The following is a 24,857-nucleotide window of genomic DNA, read 5'->3' as shown; positions in this document are numbered from 1 at the left end:
ATTCGTTACATTTGTTTAAATTATGATTATCAAATAGAACCATGAAACCCCGGCAAGCTTTTCCCACAATTCTGCTGGTTCTGGTCATTGCTTTTCAGGCAGCAGGCCGGAATCCCCGAATGGCAAAACCATTGGTGAAAGAGGAATTCAGAGGGATTTGGATTGCGACGGTAAACAACACTGACTGGCCATCTAAACCAGGTCTGCCTGCAGACCAACAACAAAAAGAACTCATTAATCTGATCGACCGAATCGAGAATACCGGCTTAAATGCGGTAATCCTCCAGGTCAGGCCGGCTGCCGACGCTATCTATCCTTCATCCACTGAGCCATGGTCGTATTATCTGACTGGAGAGCAAGGCAAAGCCCCCACGCCTTACTACGATCCGTTGCGATTTGCCATCAACCTTTGTCACCAGCGCGGACTCGAGTTTCACGCCTGGTTTAATCCATTCAGGGTACGAAACCACAGCTACGATCAGCTTGCGCCGAATCATCCGTTGCGGAAGAACAGCAACTGGATAGTTGATTATAACGGGAAAAGCTATCTCGATCCCGGTATTCCGGAAGTCCGGGAATATGTTATCAATGTCATCATGGATGTGGTAAGAAGGTATGATATCGACGCCGTTCATCTCGATGATTATTTCTACCCTTACCCGGTAAAGACAATGGCCTTTCCCGATGAGGCAACGTTTAAAAAATACGGAGGAGACGATTATCCGGACAAAATGAAAGAGTGGCGCCGGAACAACGTCAACCTTTTCATCAGCGAGTTAAACAAGCGAATCAAAGCAGAAAAAAGCTGGGTAAAACTAGGAGTCAGCCCTTTTGGGGTATGGCGGAACCTGTCGCTTGATCCGAAAGGTTCTGCCGGCAAACGTGGACTTTCCTCTTACGATGATTTATATGCCGATGCCCGTACCTGGATAAAAAATGGCTGGGTCGATTATCTCATTCCGCAACTATACTGGGAGCGCGGGAATGCTTACGGTGATTTCGATACACTGGCCCGCTGGTGGAATAAGAACGTCGACACGCGTCATCTCTATTTTGGACAAGCGCTTTACAAAGCAACCAGTTCGGCTCCCGGCTGGAAAGACCCAACTGAAATTGAGAAACAAATCGATATTGGAAGGCAGATGAACAATGCCCGCGGTTTTGCCTTTTTCAGTGCGTCGCACCTGCTCGATCTCACCAAAGAGCAAGTCAACCGGTTACGGCAGGAGCTAAAAGAAGAACCGGCCATTATCCCGAAAATGAACTGGCTTGATAGCATTCCTCCGCCGGTTCCGGGGAATTTCAGGCTCGAATCGACCATTAACGGCACCTGGCTCAAATGGAAACTTCCGGCCAATTATAATGACGACCGTGTTCAATATGTCATATATCGTGTAAAAAAAGATGCGGATGGGAACAATCAGATGACCGATGTTTTCAAGGTAACGGATAAGCGCCAGTTGTTTATCCCCCCATCCATGCGTAACAAGCTGGCTGACGAGTGTTTCCGCGTATCAACCATCGACAGACTGAACAATGAAAGTGCCCTTTCACCACTCATACAGATAAATGGGACTGAATTTAAATTAATGCAATAAATATTGCTGCATATAGTAACTGGTCATATGTATGTTATATTTTGAGTAACTTTGTAACCTCACTAAAACCGAACCATGGACGAGATTTTTAAAAAGATTGGAACCACTCAGACCCTCAGTCAAAAAATTGAGCGCAATATTGAGAAGGCTATCCGGGATAAGAAACTGGAAGTAGGTTCCCGTCTCCCATCCGAGCGCGAATTATGCGAAATGTTTGCCGTTAGCCGGACAGCACTGCGCGAAGCGTTAAGACGATTGAGCGCCCGTGGACTCCTCGAAATCCGGAAAGGTAGCGGTATGTACGTAACTAAGCTGGGCATGCAGGATGCTATTCAGTCGTTAAACTTATACTATGATCTGAAGTTTGATAATAACCTGATAAAACAGATCATTGAACTAAGAAAGGCGTTTGAACCGCAGATTACCCAAATGGCTGCCCAGAACCGTACGGAGGAAGATCTCAAACAGATGGAAAAGAACCTGCTGGAGTTCGATAAATGCGATCCGGACAATACGCAACTGGAGTCGGATATCGATAACAGGTTTCACATTTTACTGGCCCGTGCTACCGGAAATCCCATCGTCATCGTCACCATGGAACCGATTCACAACCTTCTTCCGCGTATGCGTAACCTGATTTATGGTAGCATAGAAGGGGAAAAGGAAATTACCCTGGGATTCCACAAGGAAATTGTAAATGCCATTAGGGAGCAAGACGGTGAGCGTGCCTCGGAACGTATGCAGGCGCACATCAACCGCAACATGGAGGTGTACGAAAAATTCCTGAATAAGGGAGAATAATACCGATTTTGTTGACCGACCGATTACCCGGCACTACTACAGCCGGGTATTAACAACGCTGTTAAAGATAGAACCAAACTGGTAACGCAACCCGATACCGCTCGAAATCTCAAACGAGGTGGGTAGTTTTCGCGTGTTCAGCAGCAAATCCTCGTCCGAAATATCGCCCAAAGGCAGATACAACTGGTTGTGAATACTCTCTGCACTAAAACCGAAATTCACCGAAAGGCCTTTAGCCACCCGGAAATTAATCCCGGTATTAAGCTGTAGACTATACTTTTCAGGCATTTCCAGGTACTGATTTCCGCGAACCCGTGCTTCGATACCGCCCCAGGGCTGCACTGTTTCGAAATCGACTGCCAGCGTGTGCGCCCATAGCCACTCCTGAGTCTTATCGAAAATGGTTTTCTCGAAATATCCAACCGTTTCGCCACCGGCATAGTACGCAATGGTAAATGTACGTTTATCGGCTTCGTCCCACGGAAAAAAGTTATACTCAATAGCCGGTTTCAGACTATATGAATATTTGATGTTCCGGTAGGTACTCGAATAAAGGTTGAAAAATCCTCCAAACGACCAGCGGTCCGACAGACTCTTCACAACACTCGATGAAAATCCTTTATAAATATTTTCGGTCCGCACAGTTTCGTCGTAGGTCGACGTGTCAGTTTCTACCGTCCTTTTGTACTCCCGGACATGACTACTATAATTGAGATTATTTCGTACCCTCCAGTATTCCGTCACTTTATCGGCACGGCCGGAGAAAGAGTAATCGAAATTATTTTTCCGCTCTTCCAATCTCAGGCTGCCATTTCCCTGAATACGAAAAACCCAGTTATGCCATGGATCAATCATCGGCTTCTTCTCCGCAAAAGTGGTGTCCCTTTTATTTCCTTTGATATTCACCGATTCGGCACCGGTAGCTTCGTTCACAAATGGCATGACCCCCATTTTCAGGGTACGAAGAAAATCATCGCGCACCTCGTTCCAGGTCTGCGAAGGATAAGTATTGCAGTTCAGGGTAAAATCGCCAATCTGGTCGAACATGACGCTGTAGAACGCCATGGAATAGTTCGCGCCGCCGCTTCCGGTCGTCCGTTTCTTCACAATCACATGCACGTCGGCCACATCAGGGTCGTTTACAAAATCGACAAATGAGATATTCCGCCGGATGTAATTAAAATCCACGATGTTTCCCTCCAGGTACAAACGCACCGGACCATCCTTTCGTCCCTTACCGGGAAGTTCTTTTCCGAAAACGTGTTGAAATGGTAAAAACAAAAAAATAACTACAGCGAAATACGTTGTAATCGAAGTATGCCCTTTTCTCATAGTTAGCTCAAAAATAGGTGGATGGCGGAAAATTCGAACAAATCTATAGAAAACGTTTATTATTTAAAAGACATTTACAAAGAGAATCATACCGAAAATGTATCTCTCTTTGTCTGATAAACAATATGTTTGACACATCGTCCCTGAAATGCTTGAAGAATAAAAGGGGAAAGAGCGCAGCCCAACCTCTGCGAAGTCTTTTTTCGGCCGGTTCTACTTCATTACCTGGCGGACATGGGGCATCTCCGTGAAAGCGATATGCAGACCGGCCTGCTCCAATGCATTGGCAAAGCTGTCGCAGATATATTCCGTTCCTAACATCTTATCGATACCATATTGCTGAAGCTCTTTCCGCACTTCGGGCTGTACCCCCGAAAGAATAATCCGGATGCCGCGCTTTTCCATCTCCGTCAGCATCTCGATGAAGTTGTGAATACCCGTCGAATCGATGAACGGCACATGCCGCATTCGCAGAATCAACACATTCGATTTGTAGCTAATGTTGCGAAGGGTATCGCGGTATTCCTGCGCTGCCGCGAAGAAAAACGGACCGCTGATTTCATATACATCCACGCCCCGGGGCAATGCCGAATAATTTTCAATCACATCGGTATCCTGCTCCATCGGTTCTACTGACGACAATTTGCCCATCCGCTGCATGAAGAGCAACGCCGAAAGCACAATGCCCACCTCGATGGCTATCGTCAGATCGACGAGTACGGTGAGGAAAAAAACCGTCAGCAGCACCAGCATATCGTATTTCGAACCTTTGAGTACCGAACGGAACGAGCGCCATTCGCTCATGTTGTAAGCCACCACCATCAGAATACCCGCGAGCACCGACATAGGGATAAGTTTGGCCCACTTTCCGAAGAAAAGCATGATGAGCAGCAAGGTTACCGCATGAATCATTCCCGCCAACGGCGTTCGTCCGCCGTTCTTGACGTTTGTAGCTGTACGGGCAATGGCTCCGGTAGCCGGTATACCACCAAACAGCGGCGACGCCAGGTTGGCAATCCCCTGCGCTATCAGCTCGGTGTTCGAACGGTGATGACCGCCAATCATCCCATCGGCCACCACCGCCGACAGCAGCGATTCAATGGCACCCAGCATCGCAATAGTCAATGCCGGTTGTATGTAATGCTGCAGATTAGTCCAGTCCAAATGCGGGAAATGAACCGAGATGGTTCCCTGTATTTCGCCAAACACACTTTCGATGGTATGAACCGGGAGATGGAACAATGCCACCACTGGCGTAATGACCAGAATAGCCAGAAAAGAGCCGGGAATACGCTTGAACACACGGCCTCCGTATATGGTAATCAGAATAGTCACTACCGTGATGATAACTGCTACCAGATTCACTTGATCAAGCGAAGAAAAATAGGCTTCCCATTTGGGGAGAAAGCCCGAAGGCAAATGTTCGGGATGCAATCCAAGCGCGTCTTTCACCTGTGTGGTGAAAATGACCAGCGCAATACCGGAAGTAAAGCCAACCGTTAGCGGTCGTGGAATAAATTTCAGCACGGCTCCCAACCGGAATAACCCAAACAAAATAAGAATCACACCGGCCATCATGGTCGAGATAGCCAGACCTTCGATGCCATAGGTTCCGACAATACCCGCTACGACAACGATAAACGCGCCGGTAGGCCCACCAATCTGCACCCGGCTTCCCCCAAAGAACGAGATAAGGAAGCCCGCGACCACCGCGGTTGCGAGGCCTTTCTCGGGCGATACACCCGAGGCTACCGCGAAAGCAATCGCCAGCGGAAGCGCAACAATACCGACAATCACACCGGCCAGCAGATCGTTCACAATCGTTTGCCGGGAATAACCACCTTTCAGGATGGTGAAGAATTTGGGTTTGAAAATGCTCTGCATCGAATTTTGGAAGTAAGCTGCAAAAGTAACTGAAAACCATCTCCGCTGTCCTGCCGCCAGGTTAAAATATTACTAATTCGCTCCGAGAGAGATTTCTGGGCATGTGGAGATTAGGCCGCGAGGGTTCTGTAGTTCGGATTGTTTATGTTGTTAGAAAAAAAAAGACGTTAGATGGCAGACTCCAGACATGAGACTAAAGTAATTTCAAGTTTCAGGTTGAGCAGCGTGGAGTTCAGCCAGCAATCGATTTTCGAGACTGCATCCAATTCGTTTTACACAAAATGCTTCCTAATAAACAACTTCGACACCCACCACAATAGTACGCCGAAGAATAAAAAGCCGATAGCTGCCAGCCAGCCAAACGGAAGACCAAGCGTGGCATTATTGACGCTCTGGAAAACCCAGTGCGTGGGGAAAATCCCAAAGAGGTGTTTGAAGTTATCAGGAACAAAAAAGGCAACGATGGGAACCAGCACCAACAGATTAAATGCCTTGACGTACACCATGCCCTGCATCCGGTTTTCGGCAATGGCATTAATCGCCAACACATAAACCGGAACGACCAGCCCGGCGAGCAGGGAGAGTATCAGGTTAGTTCCCCATCCGATAGTAAAGAAGGGCTGAACCCAAAAGAGAATCACATTCAGAGCAACCGTAAACAGATAGGGAATCAGCATCCGGGAAAGGATATATTGTCGTTTGGTAAGCGGCACAACGCCATACGTTTTGGCAACATTCGTCTCTTTCTCGTCAATTAACACCATGCTGCTAATGAAGCTATACATTTGGGTGTTTTCGATAACTGCCCCGACCAGCATGAGCGACAGATACGGCACCAGGAATTCGTACTTCGCCACCAGATAAGGAACCAACCAAACGATAAGGACAAACAGGATAACTGGCAACACCAGGAAAACCCTGAGCGATGGGTCGCGAAAGATGATTTTGAAATCGATGAGTGCCAGTCTCAGTATCTTTTTCATGACGCAGACATTATTGGTGAACAATTTTCCTTGAGAATAGCCGGAAAGCTATAAAGTAAAACACGGGCACTACAACAACGATGGAAAGAATAGAATAGCCCATGTGCAGCTCTGTTCCGCTCACCGCATTCGAAATGAGGTCCACACTTCCCTGGATGGGGAACAGGTATTTTACCCAGCCCATATCGACTCCACCGAGGTACTGAAACAGCGGCAGGTTGAAGAATGCCAGGAACACCGGAACCGACATCATGGTGAATTTCAGAAACTCTTTCGCATACGTTAGCATCATCAGGCCCAATAGCGCAGAGATAAGACAAATGCCCAGCGAGCCCAACGCATAGGCTGCGATTCCAAAATCGAAACCTTTGACAGACATTGCCAGTCCCAGCGAGCAAATCACCCCAATGATCGATACCGACAATGTTTTGGTGATGAGAAACTGGTGAAGATTGACCGGCGTGACAAACAATGCCGGCAATATTCCATGCTTCATTTCGGTGTAAATCGCTAACGCGATGAAGAAATAACCAATCACCGTTGGGTCATTCAATACCATTGCCACCAGCACTTTGTCGAGATAATCTCCTTCTTTAAAGAAATAGAGAATAACACCGTAGATCAGCGTCACGGCAAAACTGATGCTAATAATGCTGTTCTTCTGTAGTAGCGTAAACTGCCACCTGAGCTGTGATAGAAATCCACTCATGACACCAGCGATTTTCCGGTTATTTGTATAAACACCTCCTCCAGCGAAGCTTCCAGCGTTTGGATATGTTTCACTTCGGCCTGCTTGATGAAGGTCAGAAATGCAGTGTTTTCACCGAGTTTGTCCAGCGGAAATTCTTCCATTCTTCCGTCTTTCAGTTCCACCCGGATGGCTTCTTTGCCGTACTGACTCTTCAGCTTTTGCGGCGAATCGGTGGTTTTCAGTTCACCATCCACAATGAACGATACCCGGTCACAGATTTCATCAGCTGTGTTCATGTTGTGGGTCGTAACGAAGATGGTTTTGCCCGCCGCTTTCAGATCGAGAATATGCTGCTTGATCTTGTGCGCATTCACCGGATCGAGGCCGGCAGTGGGCTCGTCGAGGAACAGAATATCGGGATTGTGCTGGATCGCCCGGATGAAATTCAGCCGCATCTTCATTCCTTTGGAGTACGCCTCTACCCGTTTGTTAAGTGCTTCCTGCAGATCGACCATCTCAAACAGTTCCTCCACCTTCTGCTTCCTTCCGTCCGGATAAAACGAAGCAAAGAGGTCCATGTTTTCCCTCCCGGTGAGTTTCAGGTAGTGGTTGGGTAGTTCAAATCCCACTCCTATTTTTCCGAAATAGGTATTGTCCCAGCCCGACAAATCTTTCCCGTCTATCCACACCGAGCCGCGGTAGCCGTTCAGAATTTTGTACAAAACCTTCTGCGTGGTGCTTTTCCCCGCACCCGACGGGCCAAGGAAACCAAACACTTCGCCCTTGTCAATTTCGAAGTTCAGTCCCTTCAGGGTCGGGCTATCGTTACCGGGATACTGAAATTCCAGGTTCTCTACTTGTATCATCTTTTCACGTTTTTTCAAAAGCTGGTTTAGCTAGTTTGATATAGTTATCGACGGTTTGCATGAGGATGTCTTCTTTGCCCTGATAAACGGACTGGTTGTTCCGGATGCTATCTTTGGGATTGATGACTCCCGAGAATTCCAGGTGCTCCTGAATGCTGAGTCCGACTTTGTACAGCATGAAACCCATCACATCGAGCGGTACATCATCCCGGAAGAGGCCTTGCGCTACCTCATATTCTACCATCTTCGAAAAACCGGCTACCGTCTGTTCCATCATGGTATTGTACAGGTTTTTGACCGATGGTGAGTTGAGATTCTGCGTGAGGTTGAACAGGAAATGACTCTGCAGCGGGTTGTCACTGTCGAACTGGAAACCGTAGCGGAACAGGTCACGGAAGTAATTCCAGAAGTCCGGGTAGTTCTTCCGCTCGATGGAGCCCACGTATTTCATCTTTACCGACGAGCACTCGCCCACCAGGTACATAAACAGGTCGAGTTTGTCGTCGAAATACTGGTACACACTCCCCTTGGCAATGCCCAGCTGTTTTACCACGACCGTGATGGACGCTTCATCGAACGGCTTCACGGCAAACTCCCGCAGGAAAGCGTTGGTAATCAGCTCCCGCTTCTTTTCATCCAGGTTGTAAAATGTTTTCTTTGGCATAATTGTGACTGCTTGGTCATAAAGGTAGGATAAAAATATGACTGCATGGTCATATAGGTATAGAAAAGTTTTCCTGATGTGTTTTAAAGGCATGAAATATCATCCCGGAAGGATGGTAGTCGGAATTGATGAGCGATTAAAAGATTTGGCTAAAGCCCAATCTTTGAGCCTGAAGGGCTCCAATTTCAGAACTTGGGGCAACGCCCCAAGACAAACGCGTATGATATGAACAACCAGCCTGTAGGGCTGGCACGCTCTTTCCAATATCCAGTTCAATTGGTTGAAGCCCTTCAGGCTTCCATGTGCTTCATCGTCCTTTTCCCGGGGCGTTGCCCCGGGCTGTGGGATTTCAGACCTTCGGCCTGAGATTTACACCTGACAGCGTCGACAAACCTGTCAGGGTGAGTACCACTCAATGACCGTTTTTTATCTACTCACCCCATCCGGACTACGTCCGAATTGCCCCTCTCTACAAGTAAAGAGGGGCCGGGATTAGTGGCCACATCAACGTTTGTATTTTTTTTCTTTCCGGTAGGAATAAATAGGTTGTTTTTGGAAATGATGCCTTGCAAATTCGCAGTGCCGTGAGCCCTTCTCTACGGTTAGAGAAGGGTTGGGATGAGTAGAAAAACTTGTTTCGAGCCTCCTGACGTTGCTGCGCACACATATCGCCTATCGGCGATTTTGGGATTTCGGACCTTCGGCCTGAGTCCGGTTTTAACATAGGTTATGAATAATTCATCTCTTCAGGATAATGATGATTAAAAGATTTGGCTAAAGCCGGAAGAAGGTTCGCTATTCTTGTTCCCCCGACTTCAGTCGGGGGCAATTCAATATTCTCTGTTAGGAAAAATCTTTTTTGATTCAATTGCCCATGGCTTCAGCCATGGGATGATAGATGCCAAAGTATTAAAGGGCTTTAGCCCAATCTTCCGAACCTGACAGCGTCGACAGAGCTGTGAGTGTGTTGTGGGCGTTTTGTCTGAACCACTGTCGGGGTTTACGACCACCGACAGGGTGTGATGGGGATGCTGTTTTCGGGTGTTTTCTTCTCTGCTTATCCTATACTCATCCCATACTCATCCTATACTGCTCCTATACTCACGTGATGGTGTCAAAAAATTGAGAAAAAGTCCCCACTTTTTTTGATGGCTACCTATTTCTCATAAAAAAGGGAGAGCCGCGCCCTCCCTTTCATCATTCAGAAATGGTTGGATTAAAGTCCCTTTTCCTCTTCCGTAATGTTTCCGGGCACATCCGATACCCGGATGATGATTTTATCGCCCTCCAGCGATTCGTTGTTGGCGGTAGCGGTATAACGCCACCAAATCATACCATCTTCGGGTTGAGCAGCCCCACTTTCGACCTCGCTGCTGTCGCCATTTTGAATGGTAACGGTTACTTCTGCGATGTTGAAATCATCGACGGCGCGGATGCGGATGAAGCTGCCGGGCTGACCGGTGTAGTTGCTGACATCCACCTCATCGATGTGGGGTGCATTGAAGAAGTCGGCTACGGCTACGTTGAATGCGGTTTGTCCACCTTCGGCCGAGGCCTGGTAAGCCGCCTTGGTAGCCGGGTCGGCAATGGCTCCGCGGCCATAGATTATTGCTTGCTGAAATTTTGCCTGATGCTGTTTTTGTGCCTCCGACGGTTCGCCGGTGCGCTCGCGAGGCGCTTTCGCGACATAGGTTTTTCCGTTGCGGTTACGGAAGACGAGTAAATTTCCCAGTTTTCCACTGAGACCGGTGGTTACCATGTTATCTCCAACTTTAGCCATAACATTACGTTTTAAAAGTTAATAATTGATTTATTGATGGGTAGAAAATAGTTTTCCCGTTCAGGGAGCGAATGCGCCTGGCCGGGGAAAATTTCTACTTGCTTTTTGCTTGGTTTGGGCCGAAACCGTATGTTCGAAAAATTAAATACTACTCATGTTTGGGAGTCTGTCTATTTCAAAACGATAGCTTAATTTACAAAATTCATACGAAAGGTTTCTTATGTTTATGAGCAGGTTTTGGATAGCATTTGTGCTCTATCGTATGGATTTACTGCCATTTACCATCTTACGGCGGTGAATAACTTTTCGAAGAAATGTGCTAACAGATAACTATGAGAAGGGACAAATGATTAATTTTAGGAGACCTTAAAACCGGCAGAAATGAAGACATATCTGGCTTTCTTGCGTTTTATCACTGAAAGAATTATTAAGAAATAGGTCGCTATAGGTTGCAAGTACGTTAACACGCAATCATAAGAGCGAATATCTTAAGTTGAAAAAATGAATAGATTAATTATTATTGGTAATGGATTTGATCTTGCACATGGTCTAGAAACTTCTTGCAAGCATTTTGTTTTACATTATTTATCCAAAGTTTGGAGCAAATTAATGAACGGCAGTTATGAAGACAAACTTTTGACAATCAGACGCTCTTCTGATTACTTTGATAAAAATGATTTAAACTATTCAAACGAAACTGCACTATCAATATTTAAGAAGATTGATAAAAACACTTCCAATGGTCCAGATGATGCATCTATGGTGTTTAAATCAAAATTCTTCAAAGCAATCTTTAAAAAGATTTTAACATTAAACTGGGCAGATATAGAGACGGAGTATTTTAATGAACTATTCCATATAATTGAGAAAACAAACAAAAGTAATGCAGAAAGAATTGACTTAGACTCGCATAAACATGCTGAAATAAAGAAATTAAATGAAGAGCTCGATTATCTTCAAGATATTTTGATAAAATATTTAAAAGACCAAGAAAGGGAGTTCCTTGAGAAAAATGATATAAATGAGGAATACGAGAATTTATTCAGTGAAAGTATTTATGAAGGAGAAAAAGTACAACCAAGATTAGAACATCCCAAAAGCAATCTCTTTCTAAACTTTAATTACACAAGCACGCTAACAAAGTATAATCAAAATGGAAACATTATCCATATTCATGGTACTTTAGATGATAATCCAATCTTTGGGTTTGGTGACGATACTTCACCGAAATACACAACCCTTGAAGATGAATATAACAATGAAGCTTTGAAAAAAATAAAATCATTTAAGTACTTGGATAATGATAAATATTCAAAGCTTATTCATTTTATAAATCTGGATGATTTTCAGATACACATTTATGGCCATTCTTGCGGAGTATCAGATAGGACTCTATTTAAACAGATTTTTGAACATACCCACTGTAAAAAAATCAAAATATTTTATCATAATCAATCTGATTTTGAGGAAAAGAAGTATGAAATATCAAGACACTTCAAAAACAAAGTGGAGTTCTTAAGCAAAGTAGTTTCATTTGACAATCTTAGGGAGATGCCTCAAATAAAAAAATAAGCCCCTACTAACATTCAGCATACTGCATCACAATTTCAGGGCAAGACAATGCAACTATGGAGAAATTAAAAGATAAATATGAGATTTTAATCGGGTTTATTACGATTGTAATTTCTTTTAGCGCATTTAAGGACGAATTAAAAGCCATTACAATTGACCTAGGTTTTGTTGATTTTAACCTCTCTCAATACTTTTTCGTTATTGTGATTGGATTCTTATTCTCAATCTATCTTTACACTGTCGAAAGCGTCCTTAATAAAACAAGGCTTGGTAATTGGAAAGGATTTAATTATGTAATACTGATAGCTTACACAATATTTGTTCTGATCTTATTTTCCCCATTCATAATAGGCTTGAGTTATTTAGGCAAAAATCTGATTAATTCAATTGGAAATCTTCGAGGAACCTCAAATATATTAAGCGTAATAATTTCAATAATACTTACATTGATTTCTAGTTTCTTCTCAGGTTACTTCTCACATAGAGTATTGAAAGCAAGAAAAGATAAAGCAATTGAGGAATTAGAAGAGGAAGAAATAAAAGACCTTGATACAGCCAGAAAACTCTATACTGACGGATATTTTTCACAATCTATACTAGAAGCATTTAAGGTTTTAGAGGTTCATTTATACAGAATGATTAGCAAAAGTGATTTAAGGGTACGCCGATTCCATTTTCAAGATTTAATTGAAGGAGCAATGAAACTCGAAGTTATTGAGGAGAAAGACATTCCCTTTATTCAAGATATTAGAGGAATGAGAAATAGTGCTGCACATCGAGATGTTGCTTTTACCAAAGAACAAGCAGAGAAAACAATTGATTTTATTAGTGATTTGATAGAAAAATCAGGAAGTAAGAAACACTAAAAGATGATTAGAGAAGAGCAAAACTCAATAACCTATACAGGAACTTAATAGGGGGGAGTTTGAACATGCCCTATATTTCTTAATACCAATCGTTATCCCTAATTCCAACCAACAAACCCATGAACAAACAAACCATTCTCTTACTGGGTATTTGCCTCCAGCTTCTTACTTTTCTTCCGGTGAACGGACAACCGGAAAGCGACCCGACCGTTAATGATACGACTATTGTTATACCCAAACCATCGCAAACGTTGCTTAGCCAGCGTGATGTTACCGGTTCGGCGGTGTCGTTGGATTCGGCCGACTTCAATAAAGGTTATGTCGTGTCGCCCTGGGCGCTCATCCTGGGAAAAGTAGCCGGATTGCAAATCACATCGAACAGCGGTGCTCCCGGCACCGGCTTTACCATTGTTAACCGGGGCGAAACGTCGCTGTTTACTAACAGTGCTCCGTTGGTCGTGGTGGATGGCATGGCGCTGGGAACCATTCCACCCGACATCAATCCCAACGACATTGCCGGTATCAGGGTATTGAAAAGCACATCAGCCGTAGCCATTTATGGAGAACGGGCCGCCAATGGTGCTGTCATCATCACCACCAAACGAGGCGGCGATAAGCTGAGAGTAAGTTACAGCGGTCAGTTTGGCTTGTCGGTGCTGCCTAAAAAAGTACCGGTCTTCTCGGGCGATGAGTTCCGCGGTCTGGTCGACAACTTCTATTCGAATTACTATTACATCCCAGGTGTTTCGCTTTCGGCCGGAGAAGCTAATACCGATTGGCAAAAAGAGATTTACCGGACGGCTACCGTGCAGGACCATCATGTGAGCGTTTCGGGCAACGGCAACACCGTGCCTTTCCGCCTTTCGCTGGGCAATACACATCAGAACGGCATTGTGAAAACGTCGTTGTACGACCGCACCACGGCCGGGTTATCTGTCAATCCCGAGTTCTTCGATCATCAACTCTCGATTGACCTGAATGCCCATGGGATTTTCAGTAACAACCGGGTTGCTGACCCCAATGCCGTGAAGAACGCCGTTACCTTCGACCCAACTCGTCCCGTAAAGGATGGCAGTCCGTACGGAGGCTATTATACCTGGCAAGATCCATCGGCACAACTGTCGTCGGTGTATCCCTCGAATCCGGTGGCGCTGCTGAATCAGAAGAATGACGAAATCAAGCGAAACCGGCTCATTGGAAATATCAAAGTGGACTACCGGTTGCATTTCCTGCCCGATATGCATGTGGTACTCAATTACGGAATGGACCATACCGACAACAAGGACCACACGATGACCGACGCGACAGCAGCCTGGACCATCCAAAACTACGGAGCCGGTGAAATCAGACTTAACGATGAAACGTTTAAGAACCAGGAGACGGATCTGTACCTGAACTACCGGAAATCGTTCGGGGAAGGGGCTAACACGCTGGATGCAACGGCCGGCTATTCCTCCTACCGTCACACCTACACCGACCATTTTAGCAGAACCACAGCGGATGCGACTTACACCATTGGAACATATGATTATTCCATGAAGGATAATCAGCACTCGAAGTACGTGAGGGTGAATTATTCCCACCTCAATAAATATGCATTCAATGTTTCGGTGCGGCAGGATGGGTTTTCCTTTTATAACGATAAGAACCGAAACCATCTATCGATACTGGGAGCCTTTCGTTACCACCTAAAAGAAGAACCCTTCCTGAAAAACAGTCAGACTTTTTCGAAGCTCGATTTCACCGCAGGTTTTGGCACGACGGGTGCTCATTGGCCCATTCCCGGCTTCGTGAATTATACTGTTGACCCGGATATTAAGCATGCCCGTGTCAGTTCCAGTGAAGTAGGATTTGATTTTGCCCTGACCCAAAGCCGGATTCAGGGCTCTGTGGAATTCTACTCCAAAATCAGCGATGATTTGTACCTCAAGATGATAACTCCAACCGGTGGTAGTTTTGGGAATTATGTGATGACCAACGGCGGGAAAATCAGGAACAGCGGCATTGAATTGACCCTCAGCGCTCCCATTATTTCGAACAATGAATGGCAATGGCAGATCAACGCCAATGCTTCGTTCAACAACAACAAAATTAATGATTTGAACAGCGAGGTTTCGGTATACGAGGCCACCGGGGCACTACTCGGCAGTTACGACGGGCTTTCGTATACGAACTCCGACCCTTATATGCGCGTTCAGACGGTTGGGTATCCGACCAACTCATTCTATGTTCTTCGCCAGGTGTATGACAGCAAGGGGCAGCCCGTAGAAGGAGTTTTCCTGGATGCCAACGGAAATGAGACCAACGGGGGAAATCTTGACAATCGGTACCACTACAAGCACGTCGCTCCAAACGTGATGATGGGCCTTTCGTCGTCACTGCGACACCATGAATGGGATTTATCCTTCTCCGGACGTCTGCAATTGGGGAACTACGTATACAACAACGTGGATGAGGAGAGCGCCTACCTGAATATTTACAGTGCTCCGGGGTTCTTCCGGAACATTTCCCGCTCGGTGAATGATTCGCATTTCGACAACCCCTATGCTTATTCCGATTATTACGTGCAGAATGCGGGTTTCTTCCGGATGGATTACATCAGTTTGGGAAGAACGTTCGACCACGTCTCGGGGAGTCAGTTCAATCTCCATGTGGCTGCGAACGTTCAAAATGCGTTTGTGATTAGCGGATACAAAGGACAGGACCCGGAACTGGCCGGTGGGGTGGATAATTACATGTACCCGCGTGCCCGGACGTTTTCGTTGTCGGTGAAGGTGAGTTATTAGGGTTTTGGGGGGTAATTCCTCCGGAATGCATATTGTTAGAAACACGATGTATCAAACGGATGTACGACGCAAGAATGGAATGGTTGAAGCCCTTCAGGCTTCCATCCGTACTATCTTTCTTTACCCGGGGCGTTGCCCCGGGCTGTGGGATTTCAGACCTTCAGTCTGAGTCGGTTTTTTACCGAAGGTGATGAATAAATGACCTCTGTTCAACCCCTGTAGGGGTCTGCCACCACCGACAGGGATACGTTTCTGCACGCTGACAGGTCTCACGACATTGTCAGGTGGGAGATGCCATTATGGTTCATTCCATCTCCCTTTCTCCATTTCTCGCTTCCGCTACTTCACCTCTTTGATATCCATGTGATAGTTCCATTGATCGAAGTATAAATTGCCGCCACTCCATTCCACTTCACCACGTTGGAAATCGATCGGTTCACTGCGAGGATATTCCTTCGCTGGCGTAAATGGCTGACTGAATCCATCATTCACAATCATCCGGTAACCGTCATAACCTCCAAAGTAGAAATTCCGCACTGCGTCATTTGACACGTCCAACCGTCCGAATGACTGGTCAACCGGCACCCAACCGATACCTTTGAAATACACCTGGCACCAGTCATGCAGATTCAATTCTCCAGGATGAAGCATCCAGCCGCTCTGCCACTTTGCCGGAACGCCGGCATACCGCACCATGGTCATGAACAGCAATGTCTGCATTCCACAATCACCATGGCGATACTTCAGCACGTATTCGGGAATGTTATCGAACGTGGAATATTCGAGGGCACTTGCCCACGGAACGTTGCTATCGATCCAGTTGAATATCTTTCTTGCTTTCACAATAGGATTGGTTTCGTCGCCTACAATCTGGTTAGTCATTTTCCGGATATCATCAGTGAAAAGAATTTGCGGTGGTCGCTGAGCCGTATAGTTCCGGTATAGCGCACTGGTGGTATCATACGGTTCGGCTTCCGCCGGATTGAGCGAAACCAATTGCGTATGGGTCGCAAACGAAGCCTTGTAGCTGAACACCACCGGCGAATCCTGCCGGGCAAACTGCTCCATGTACAACGAGCGTTGCAGGTTGTCTTTGTTCACTGCCAACTGAAAATCCTTTTGTGAAGTAGAAATCAGCTTCACGTCATCCTGCCTCGGCTCTGAGATACGTGGAAAAGGCAACCAGCATCGTACCACCTGCCCGCAGGGGACCGCATTCGGCTTGACCGTAATGGTGTAAGTAAACTCAAAATGCTTGGTCAGTGGCTTGGGTGAATCCACTATTTTTTTGTCGTATACCTTACAAAACTCATCCAGTTCATCCACGCTGGGGCCATCCACTTTTAGCTTCACTTTCGCTTCGGTCGAATCGATACGAAAGAGATTTGGAACTGCATTCCGGAAGAAACGCTTTTGTCCGTTAATGAGACGCATCTCCAACGCACCCGTTTCTTCCCATGCGTTCATCTGACTGTCCGTCAGCGATGGATAGTAACGTTTCAGCTCATTGCGGACCTGCTCTTCGTTTTTCGAAAAGTCCAATTTAATTCGATGCATCAAATCTTTCAGGTAAACCGCATCTGCCGAATCTTTTCCCGTAAGGGAGCCGGACTGAACCAACGAGTCAATTTGAGTAGCCGCTTTCTTAAACTGACCTTCATCAACCATCTGCTTCAGATCATTCACTCCGATGATCCGCTTTTTAGGAGTCTGGCATGCGCAGGCAACCACGACCCATATCAACAGGAAAAGAAGTTTTTGCATAACGTTTCGGTTTAATCCACTTAAAGATATAAAAACGGGCGCAAGGTAATTGCTCAAGATCACCCCGCGCCCTTTTAATTAACCCCAAAAAAAATCCTATATCTCCGTATCAGAGATTTTTCGAATGCCAATTCCCGGCGCGTCAGGCAGGATGATTTTCCCTTTTTCCACTTTCAGGCCTTCAAACACGTCGTTTTTAATGAGCAGGTTTCCATCCAAATCGGCCCAATCGACGAAAGGCGAAAGCTGCGCCCCGGCGGTGACCGCACACGAAGTGGCCGTCATACAGCCAACCATTACTTTCATATCGAGCGTACGGGCCGTATTCATCATCATGTGAGCATGACGCAAACCACCACATTTCTCCAGCTTGATGTTCACTCCGGAATACACGCCGTATATCTTTTTCATATCAGCCAAATCCTGCACCGCTTCGTCCGCGACAATGGGCAAGGGGCTGTTTCCGGTTAACCAGGCGACATCATCGGGCTGGTCCTTTGGCATGGGCTGTTCGACAAACACACAGCCGTTCTCATTCAGGAAATGAACCATATCGAGAGCCTCGCGCTTGTCTTTCCACCCTTGATTCACATCAACACAAATCGGCACATCGGTTACCGAACGTACGGCTTTGATGATTTCCCGATCCGTTCCGCGTCCCAGTTTTATCTTCAGGATGTTAAAACCGGCAGCTTCCCGGGTTTTCTCTTTCACCACTTCCGGTGTATCAATACCGATGGTAAAAGAAGTAGACGGCGCTTTCTCCTTCGAAAATCCCCACAGGCGATACCAGGGCTCATCCAGCATTTTACCCACCAAATCGTGCAAGGCAATATCGATAGAGCATTTGGCCGCGTGATTTCCGGGAGCGATATTATCGACATAATCAATAATCTCCTCCATCCGCATCGGGTCGTTGAACTGCGCCAGATTTAGCTTGCGATAAAAAGCGGCAGCAGTCTCGTGCGATTCGCCCAGGTAAGGCGGCATCGATGCTTCGCCATACCCCTCGTAATCACCAAACCGGATTTTCGTCAGCATCACCGGGGTAGTGGTCCGCGACGAAGAAGCCAGCGTAAACACGTGCTTCAGTTGCAATTCGTATGGTTGAAAACTAAATTCCAATCGATCACCAGGCTTCATGTTGTTTCTATTTTCAGATGACTGACACGACTGCAGTATAGGAGCGGCTGCGACACCAGCTCCGGTCAGCAATCCCGCCTTCAGAAAGTTACGTCGGTTCGTTTGCATATGAAGGTTGTTACGTTAGTTAGTTTGAAAATTTAATACCAGGGATGATTTTTGACCGAAACAATCCCGTTGGTATCCACCGAATCAATCACATCGCGCATGCCCACCATATAGCCGGGAGCATACGTAAAGTAATTGCTTTTGGTGCTGTCGAGACTGCTAAGCCGTACCCGGCCGGCAGAATGCTCGATATTCATATTACCCAAATACAACCCGGTATGAGTAACGCGCGGTCCGTTTTTCCCGTGGTAGCCGAAGAAAAGCAGGTCTCCCGGCTTTGCATTTTTCAGTGTAACTGGTTTGCCATGCCTAACCATTAGCGATGCGTCGCGGGCCAGAATGATACCGAAATTAAAATAGACGGTTTTCACAAATCCGCTGCAATCCATGGCCTTTGGTGAAGTTCCCCCCCACAGGTAAGGTCGTCCGACAAACAGGTGTGCCAGCTTGCAAATTCCTTCCCTATCGGGTTTCACATTGTTTTCCCATTCGGTGAAATTTCTCAATTCTGCCTGAGGAAGAAAACCTTTCCGTCCGTCCGGGAAACTCACCTCAGCATATTTTCCTTTTGTTCCGGTTTGCACCAGAATATTTCCCATTACCACATCCGAAACCGGCTGGCTGGTCTCGTCGGGCTGGGTACGAATCAAACCATAATCGGCGGTAAAGATTACCCGTTTGGCATTCCGCCACTGGTTCATCCCTGCTTCGTTTTCACGATAGATGCCCCAGCTGTCAACCCATCCCAGGTAGTTGTCCGGTGTTTGGATGTAATACCATCCACCATGTTTTTTTAGTACCCTGACCGGTGTTCCCAGTAACGCTTGCGTAGCCAGCTCGGCTGAGTGTCGCGGGTTACTGCGGATATTCGCTACCGACAGATTGACCAGCGCCCAATTGCGATCGCCCAACTGTTTCTGCGGAAGCACCTCAATAGAATCTACCGTTTTCACTCCGTTGTCTCCGAGCGTATTCATCAATTCGAATTTCGCATCGGGCAAATTTGTTTCGCCTTTCAAAATGACCTCGTCCCCTCGCTTTTCGGAAGTCACCCGGAAAAGCGCCTCTCGATGATCGGGCGCGTATTTTTCCTGCACAGAGGAAATTACTTTTTGCACATTCCCCTGTTCAGCAGGAGACGAACAGGCGGCCAGAAAGGCCAATAAAAGGATATACCAGATTTTATTCATCATATCTAATTATTTCTTCCGTAAATAACCAAGTATCTCTTTCATCACCGCAGCGCGTTGCTCCGGAGTCGTAATCGTTTCAAAAGGGAAGCCAAGCGTCACTACCCGATACCCCTTATCGCAGGCTACTGCCGCACTTTTGTTATTGGCAACATAGCGCAGAATGGTTGTTCCGGTGCTATCGGCCGGCTCAATGGCATCGGGCGATTCCACCCGGTACATATCCGGACGGTATTCCATGTTGAAACCAAACTTGCCGTCGAATACCGGAAGCGGGCTGCCCGTAGTGGCTTTCACCAGTGGCGAAGCAGTCGCATGATCGGTTCGTCCAAAGTAACCGAGGACATTGCGGACAAAGTTCTTCTCCCCTGCAGTCACATCTCGATGCTCCGATTCAAATGAATCACTGCCCACATAAGCTCCACTGATGAACAAGCGGGCCGAGGGCGAACTACAATAATCAGTCAGTGCTTTCTGCATTTGCGGAGTGAAAAGGGTATATTTCTCAACGCCACCTGGCTTTTCGGTGGTTTTCTCTTCGCCAAAAATCACATCAACCATTGGGTATCCCGTGAGGGAAACGGTTCCGTTTTCCAAAGCTTTCCGGCTGCAGGATACGACATTGTAACCTGCTGCCTGAATGGCAACACCATGACTATACACATGATCGAAATTGTTCCCCAGCGGTAACATCGCCGTACGGTTCTGATAACTGGCTCCATGTCCCGGTTCGTCGTTAGCGATCCACGGCTTCAACTGATTAAAATTGTATTGCGAACCGATGGTCGAAAGGTCGTTCCCCCATGCCACGCCTTCGTCAAGCCAACCGGCAAAACCAGTGAAGTTCCCTTGATTAATCACCTCAGGAGCAGAAACCCGGTCGAACGCATCTACCACCATCACCGTGGTATCACTTCCATTATTGCAAACCGACAAGATGTTGGAAGGGAAGCTTTCGCCACCTTCATTCACTGCGGTGATTTTGTAGCTATAAATTTTGCCCTGATCTAACGCAGGCGTTTCATATTTGGGTTGATCGACCAACACACCGTTGTCCCAGCCACTATTGCCAATCCGGGTATACACTACATACTGTTTCGGTTTGGCCGTCGGCTCCAGCGGGTCGTCCACCGGATGCCACGAAAGCTGTGCTTTACCGCTATCCAGATTGGCACTGAAAGCATCGACCGGCAGTGGCTGCACGATGTAAGGCACTTCGTGATAAGTCGCCAGGAATTTCAGCATCGATTTATAAATAGCGCGCGCTACTACAAACCGGAACTCCGGGTCATTTCCTGAAATCATGTCGCCCAGGTTCTGGTGCGAAAGCAGTTCCAGCAAGGCTGACGGAATGGTTGCATAGGTAGCTTCGCTGTACCGTTTGTCCCACAGCTCACGCTGCGTCCAGTTGGGTTGTTCTTTCGCCCGGATGTCATCAACAATCTGAGTCGACAACATATCGGCAAAGTCTCGATTCGTTAAACGGCTCCTACCATCAGGATACTTTTTATTAAACTCTGCATCGCGTGTGCTGTAAATGGCTAATGTTCCTACTATGGTATCTGTTCCCAGGTGATGCCCCGCATCGGTATGGAAAGCAAGACTCAAGTCGATGGGGATATGTTCCCCCTGTACATTTCTCCCTTTCGTGATCCAGGGCTCCATGTATTTTCCGCCGTGCAAGTAATTTACCCAACGGGCGCGACTGCGGTAATCATCCACATAATCGTTTTGCCCCCCATTGAAACTGTACGTTAACGAATCCGGGAAACCGCAATATTGCAGATAATAGCGGGCACCTTCCGTCCAACGGGGACGACCACTCACTTTTCCGCCACGCGCAACATTTCCCATTCCACCACCAAAGCGTACAGCGTCTGCCGTAAGGACTTTGCCTTTTACACCGTTGGCCAGCAAGGTTACGCTACCCTCCGCCGGGCTGGTTCCTTTCTTAAACTGAAAAGTTCCCAGGTACACCCATGTACTGCCGCCCATTTGCTGGTCGACGACGAAATGAGTGGTTCCGCCTGCATGACGTACTTCGTAATGTGCTTTATCCGAACTATTCGGTAGTGTTTTGTATGAAACGTATACGGCGTATTTCCCGTCAGCAGGAATATTGGGCGTCCAACTGACTTTGGCTTTCGAACCGGGTTCCAGGTTTAAAACTCTGTAATCTCCCTGTTGAAATGGATTTTGCCCCGCCACGTAAGGCGGTGTTCCTACGCCAAATCCGGTGCCTTCGCCGGTAGTAAAAATATTTTGGTAAGGCTCTTCCCGGTAGGAAGAATCCTGATTATCGACAATTACTTCGTGGGGTTGCGTATCGCGCTCACGGGGAAGGTACACATTGGCTCCTGCATTTTCGAGCATCGGAACCAGGAACGGGAGCACAAATGATGTTGGCAGCACGTCTTCTACAGTAGTAAAAACAGGAGCCCGCTGCCATTCCCAACGGTCGAGTTTATTGTTGTAATACCAACCATGACTGTTCCACAAAGCAATGTGACGATGGTTCAGTCCTTCGGTAATCCGGTAGGGTTTCGAAATATCCTGAACATGGATGGGTTGGTTCACACTGTCGGGCATCAACCGCGAAGGATCTTTATCTTCACGGTAGTAGTTGGGTACCAGGCGCGAAAGTTGGTAGCCTTTCACCACCACTTTTACAGGATGGCGCCGGGCCAATCCTCTCAGCTTATCGCCCAGCTGAGCATAAATATCTTTTACCTGCATGGTGCGCAGGGTTTTGTAACCAAATTCGTCTTTAAATTGAACGACAAGGGTATCGCCGCTGAAGAAGAGGGTATCGATTTTCGAGCGCGCCGGCGGGGTGTACTTAAAATCACCTTTCACGGCATCGTCGAGATAGCGGCTTGTTCTGCGGTAAGCTCTTTTCACCTTGTTGGGCAAGGTATTGACTTCCGTTTTATTGTAATACGATTGCGCCCGGGCGGGTACAACCAACAAAAAAATGAGAATGCTGAACAGAAGACTTTTCATGCGTTGGTAACTTTATTTGTTACAAGCTTCCGGCGATTTCAGTGAGTTGGCAGAAAGACTAAACCACCGTGTATAAAGAGAATCGATACGTTTTTTTTCAAATATCGCAGAAAAAGAGCAATCATAAAAGCTACAACCTCCTTTTCTACAATCAATTAATTAGTTTTAAAAAAGCCGGAAGCGACAAATAGAGTAAGTCTGCCTGCCATCCTCCGGCTTTTACTTCATCTATGAAAAACGTTAAACTATATTAGTTGCCTGTGGCTGTATATCCTGGGTTCTGGGGAACATCACCTGATGTAATATCCACCTCAGCCTGTGGTACCGGCCAGTATTCGTGTGCCTCTGTCCAGTTAGGCAGAATGTTGGCACGCCCGGTACGAACCAAATCGGGATACCGATCATTTTCCATTGCCAGTTCGAGACGACGCTCAGTGTAGATGGCCTGGAGCAGTGCATCACCCGAGACACTCTTATCGGGAAGGTTCACCCGCTCGCGTACCATATTCATTTTTGCCAGTGCTTCGGTTTCATTTCCTAAATGATATTCTGCTTCAGCGTACATAAGCAGAACCTCAGCATAGCGCATCACGCGGGTATTGTTTCCATTGTTACGGATATGGGTAGCGCGGTGCGCCGGGTCCACATAAATCTTCTGGTTGTAAAAACCGGTACGGTCGAAAGTGAGCCTCGTTTTTCCGGCTGCCAAATTAGCTTTTGCCTTATCGATGGTCGCCTGGTCGCCGCTCTGCTCTGCCTGATCCAAAGCGGTATACAAATCAGCCAGCTCGTTGTGGAATACCTCTGTGGTATCCAACAGGGTCGCCTGCATACGAACTGTATCGTTCTCAGCCATGAAGGCGTTGTACAAATTTTTTGTCGGCTGGTTGATACCGTAACCATAAGTGATGTTACGCGGCAACTGAAACAGGGTCTGAAAGTTACCATTATTACGATACGCCGAAGTCTCGGTTGGCGAATCGTAGAACTGGATTTCGAAAATCGATTCCATTCCGTTTTCACCATCGAAAGAGAACTGATGCGCATAGTTGGGATCCAACTGATATTCGCCTGAATCAATCACCTTCTTCGACCACTTAGCTGCGTCAGTCCAGTTTTTCCGGTAAAGATTCACTTTTGCCAGGAAAGCATCGGCAGCACCTTTGGTTGCACGACCAATATCAGAGGCAGCATATTCGCTTTTCAGCGGAAGATCGGCTTCAGCAGCCTCCAGATCCGATGCGATAAAATCATACACATCCGAAATAGAAGAAGGAGCAATCTTCTCATCTGCTGTTTTAATCAGGTGATCCACAATCGGAACTTTTCCGAATGTAATGACCAGATTCCAGTGATAGTAAGCGCGAAGGAAACGTGCTTCTGCAATCAGTCGTTTTTTCAGGCCGGGCGTGGTGAACAAGTCATCGTTCATCGCCTCAATTCCTTCGATAGCCTGATTGGATTTGTTAATTCCGCGGTAGCACAACTCCCACTTATACCGAACCTGAGACATGTCGGCCGTACCATTGAAATCTTTCAATGGCTGGAACCCTCCACTATCGCCGTCAGAGCCACTGTAAATGGCGTTATCACTCAATGTTTCACCGAAGGCCCACTGAAACCAACCGAAACGATAGTCCTTCAAATCCGAGTAGGCAGCCGTAACGGAGTGGATGGCTTTATCCTGGCTGTTAAAGTAAACCGCAGAGGTTTCCTGTCCTAGCTTTTGCTTGTCAAGAAAGTCCGAACAACTCACGACCGACAAGCCAAGGCATCCGATAACCAATGCCTTTGTGTATGTCTTTAATGAAATTTTCATAACTATA

The 24,857-nt window shown here is 46.7% G+C and carries 17 protein-coding genes; 5 read left to right on the top strand and 12 right to left on the bottom strand.

Annotated features, from left to right (window positions below):
- Nucleotides 1-41 precede the first annotated feature (41 nt).
- Nucleotides 42-1,598 (top strand): glycoside hydrolase family 10-like protein, encoded by a 1,557-nt coding sequence (locus tag T426_RS0103050; protein ID WP_025865686.1) that lies wholly within the window; start codon nt 42-44, stop codon nt 1,596-1,598.
- 75 nt (nt 1,599-1,673) lie between these two features.
- Nucleotides 1,674-2,399, top strand: a complete 726-nt coding sequence (locus tag T426_RS0103045) for a FadR/GntR family transcriptional regulator (RefSeq protein WP_027585260.1) — start codon at nt 1,674-1,676, stop codon at nt 2,397-2,399.
- 36 nt (nt 2,400-2,435) lie between these two features.
- Here T426_RS0103045 and T426_RS0103040 read toward each other — a convergent pair whose 3' ends face one another.
- From T426_RS0103040 to T426_RS0103010, 7 genes are all read right to left on the bottom strand, one after another.
- Nucleotides 2,436-3,731, bottom strand: coding sequence for a hypothetical protein (locus T426_RS0103040; protein ID WP_025865685.1), 1,296 nt, complete (start codon nt 3,729-3,731; stop codon nt 2,436-2,438).
- Nucleotides 3,732-3,944: 213 nt separating this feature from the next.
- The gene (locus T426_RS22580; protein WP_025865684.1) at nt 3,945-5,615 is read right to left on the bottom strand and encodes a SulP family inorganic anion transporter; all 1,671 of its coding nucleotides are present in this window, start codon (nt 5,613-5,615) and stop codon (nt 3,945-3,947) included.
- A 272-nt stretch (nt 5,616-5,887) separates the two neighbouring features.
- Nucleotides 5,888-6,598, bottom strand: coding sequence for an ABC transporter permease (locus tag T426_RS0103030; protein ID WP_027585259.1), 711 nt, complete (start codon nt 6,596-6,598; stop codon nt 5,888-5,890).
- A gap of 10 nt (nt 6,599-6,608) precedes the next feature.
- On the bottom strand, nt 6,609-7,307 hold the full coding sequence (locus T426_RS0103025; protein WP_025865681.1) for a fluoroquinolone export ABC transporter permease subunit: 699 nt from the start codon (nt 7,305-7,307) through the stop codon (nt 6,609-6,611).
- Nucleotides 7,304-8,155 (bottom strand): ABC transporter ATP-binding protein, encoded by an 852-nt coding sequence (locus T426_RS0103020; protein WP_025865680.1) that lies wholly within the window; start codon nt 8,153-8,155, stop codon nt 7,304-7,306. The genes T426_RS0103025 and T426_RS0103020 overlap by 4 nt, the downstream gene beginning before the upstream one ends.
- A gap of 4 nt (nt 8,156-8,159) precedes the next feature.
- Nucleotides 8,160-8,819, bottom strand: a complete 660-nt coding sequence (locus T426_RS24890; RefSeq protein WP_025865679.1) for a TetR/AcrR family transcriptional regulator — start codon at nt 8,817-8,819, stop codon at nt 8,160-8,162.
- A gap of 1,216 nt (nt 8,820-10,035) precedes the next feature.
- On the bottom strand, nt 10,036-10,599 hold the full coding sequence (locus T426_RS0103010; RefSeq protein WP_025865677.1) for a hypothetical protein: 564 nt from the start codon (nt 10,597-10,599) through the stop codon (nt 10,036-10,038).
- 501 nt (nt 10,600-11,100) lie between these two features.
- On the opposite strand from T426_RS0103010, the gene T426_RS24880 reads away from it, so the two are divergent.
- The 3 genes from T426_RS24880 to T426_RS0102995 all read left to right on the top strand — a co-directional run bounded on the left by T426_RS24880 (nt 11,101) and on the right by T426_RS0102995 (nt 15,823).
- A complete protein-coding gene (locus T426_RS24880; protein ID WP_051539150.1) occupies nt 11,101-12,171 on the top strand; it encodes an AbiH family protein in 1,071 nt (356 codons plus the stop codon).
- 56 nt (nt 12,172-12,227) lie between these two features.
- A complete protein-coding gene (locus T426_RS0103000; RefSeq protein ID WP_025865675.1) occupies nt 12,228-13,037 on the top strand; it encodes a hypothetical protein in 810 nt (269 codons plus the stop codon).
- 119 nt (nt 13,038-13,156) lie between these two features.
- Nucleotides 13,157-15,823, top strand: coding sequence for a SusC/RagA family TonB-linked outer membrane protein (locus T426_RS0102995; protein WP_027585258.1), 2,667 nt, complete (start codon nt 13,157-13,159; stop codon nt 15,821-15,823).
- 339 nt (nt 15,824-16,162) lie between these two features.
- Here T426_RS0102995 and T426_RS0102990 read toward each other — a convergent pair whose 3' ends face one another.
- The 5 genes from T426_RS0102990 to T426_RS0102970 all read right to left on the bottom strand — a co-directional run bounded on the left by T426_RS0102990 (nt 16,163) and on the right by T426_RS0102970 (nt 24,850).
- Nucleotides 16,163-17,587, bottom strand: a complete 1,425-nt coding sequence (locus tag T426_RS0102990; protein ID WP_082229515.1) for a transglutaminase-like domain-containing protein — start codon at nt 17,585-17,587, stop codon at nt 16,163-16,165.
- A 96-nt stretch (nt 17,588-17,683) separates the two neighbouring features.
- A complete protein-coding gene (locus T426_RS0102985; RefSeq protein ID WP_025865671.1) occupies nt 17,684-18,838 on the bottom strand; it encodes an enolase C-terminal domain-like protein in 1,155 nt (384 codons plus the stop codon).
- Between the two features lie 32 nt (nt 18,839-18,870).
- Nucleotides 18,871-20,031, bottom strand: a complete 1,161-nt coding sequence (locus tag T426_RS22565; protein ID WP_025865670.1) for a C40 family peptidase — start codon at nt 20,029-20,031, stop codon at nt 18,871-18,873.
- Between the two features lie 6 nt (nt 20,032-20,037).
- The gene (locus T426_RS0102975) at nt 20,038-23,031 is read right to left on the bottom strand and encodes a golvesin C-terminal-like domain-containing protein (RefSeq protein ID WP_027585256.1); all 2,994 of its coding nucleotides are present in this window, start codon (nt 23,029-23,031) and stop codon (nt 20,038-20,040) included.
- 250 nt (nt 23,032-23,281) lie between these two features.
- Nucleotides 23,282-24,850: a RagB/SusD family nutrient uptake outer membrane protein gene (locus T426_RS0102970; protein ID WP_025865669.1), complete on the bottom strand. Its 1,569-nt coding sequence runs from the start codon at nt 24,848-24,850 to the stop codon at nt 23,282-23,284.
- Nucleotides 24,851-24,857: the final 7 nt, after the last annotated feature.

The organism is Prolixibacter bellariivorans ATCC BAA-1284 (assembly GCF_000621705.1).
GTDB lineage: Bacteria > Bacteroidota > Bacteroidia > Bacteroidales > Prolixibacteraceae > Prolixibacter > Prolixibacter bellariivorans.
This window is presented reverse-complemented; position numbering and strand designations above follow the sequence as displayed.

Coding starts and splice junctions, on each gene's coding strand:
- T426_RS0103050 (WP_025865686.1), top strand. CDS start 42: ATGAAACCCCGGCAAGCTTTTCCCACAATTCTGCTGGTTCTGGTCATT.
- T426_RS0103045 (WP_027585260.1), top strand. CDS start 1,674: ATGGACGAGATTTTTAAAAAGATTGGAACCACTCAGACCCTCAGTCAA.
- T426_RS0103040 (WP_025865685.1), bottom strand. CDS start 3,731: ATGAGAAAAGGGCATACTTCGATTACAACGTATTTCGCTGTAGTTATT.
- T426_RS22580 (WP_025865684.1), bottom strand. CDS start 5,615: ATGCAGAGCATTTTCAAACCCAAATTCTTCACCATCCTGAAAGGTGGT.
- T426_RS0103030 (WP_027585259.1), bottom strand. CDS start 6,598: ATGAAAAAGATACTGAGACTGGCACTCATCGATTTCAAAATCATCTTT.
- T426_RS0103025 (WP_025865681.1), bottom strand. CDS start 7,307: ATGAGTGGATTTCTATCACAGCTCAGGTGGCAGTTTACGCTACTACAG.
- T426_RS0103020 (WP_025865680.1), bottom strand. CDS start 8,155: ATGATACAAGTAGAGAACCTGGAATTTCAGTATCCCGGTAACGATAGC.
- T426_RS24890 (WP_025865679.1), bottom strand. CDS start 8,819: ATGCCAAAGAAAACATTTTACAACCTGGATGAAAAGAAGCGGGAGCTG.
- T426_RS0103010 (WP_025865677.1), bottom strand. CDS start 10,599: ATGGCTAAAGTTGGAGATAACATGGTAACCACCGGTCTCAGTGGAAAA.
- T426_RS24880 (WP_051539150.1), top strand. CDS start 11,101: ATGAATAGATTAATTATTATTGGTAATGGATTTGATCTTGCACATGGT.
- T426_RS0103000 (WP_025865675.1), top strand. CDS start 12,228: ATGGAGAAATTAAAAGATAAATATGAGATTTTAATCGGGTTTATTACG.
- T426_RS0102995 (WP_027585258.1), top strand. CDS start 13,157: ATGAACAAACAAACCATTCTCTTACTGGGTATTTGCCTCCAGCTTCTT.
- T426_RS0102990 (WP_082229515.1), bottom strand. CDS start 17,587: ATGCAAAAACTTCTTTTCCTGTTGATATGGGTCGTGGTTGCCTGCGCA.
- T426_RS0102985 (WP_025865671.1), bottom strand. CDS start 18,838: ATGCAAACGAACCGACGTAACTTTCTGAAGGCGGGATTGCTGACCGGA.
- T426_RS22565 (WP_025865670.1), bottom strand. CDS start 20,031: ATGATGAATAAAATCTGGTATATCCTTTTATTGGCCTTTCTGGCCGCC.
- T426_RS0102975 (WP_027585256.1), bottom strand. CDS start 23,031: ATGAAAAGTCTTCTGTTCAGCATTCTCATTTTTTTGTTGGTTGTACCC.
- T426_RS0102970 (WP_025865669.1), bottom strand. CDS start 24,850: ATGAAAATTTCATTAAAGACATACACAAAGGCATTGGTTATCGGATGC.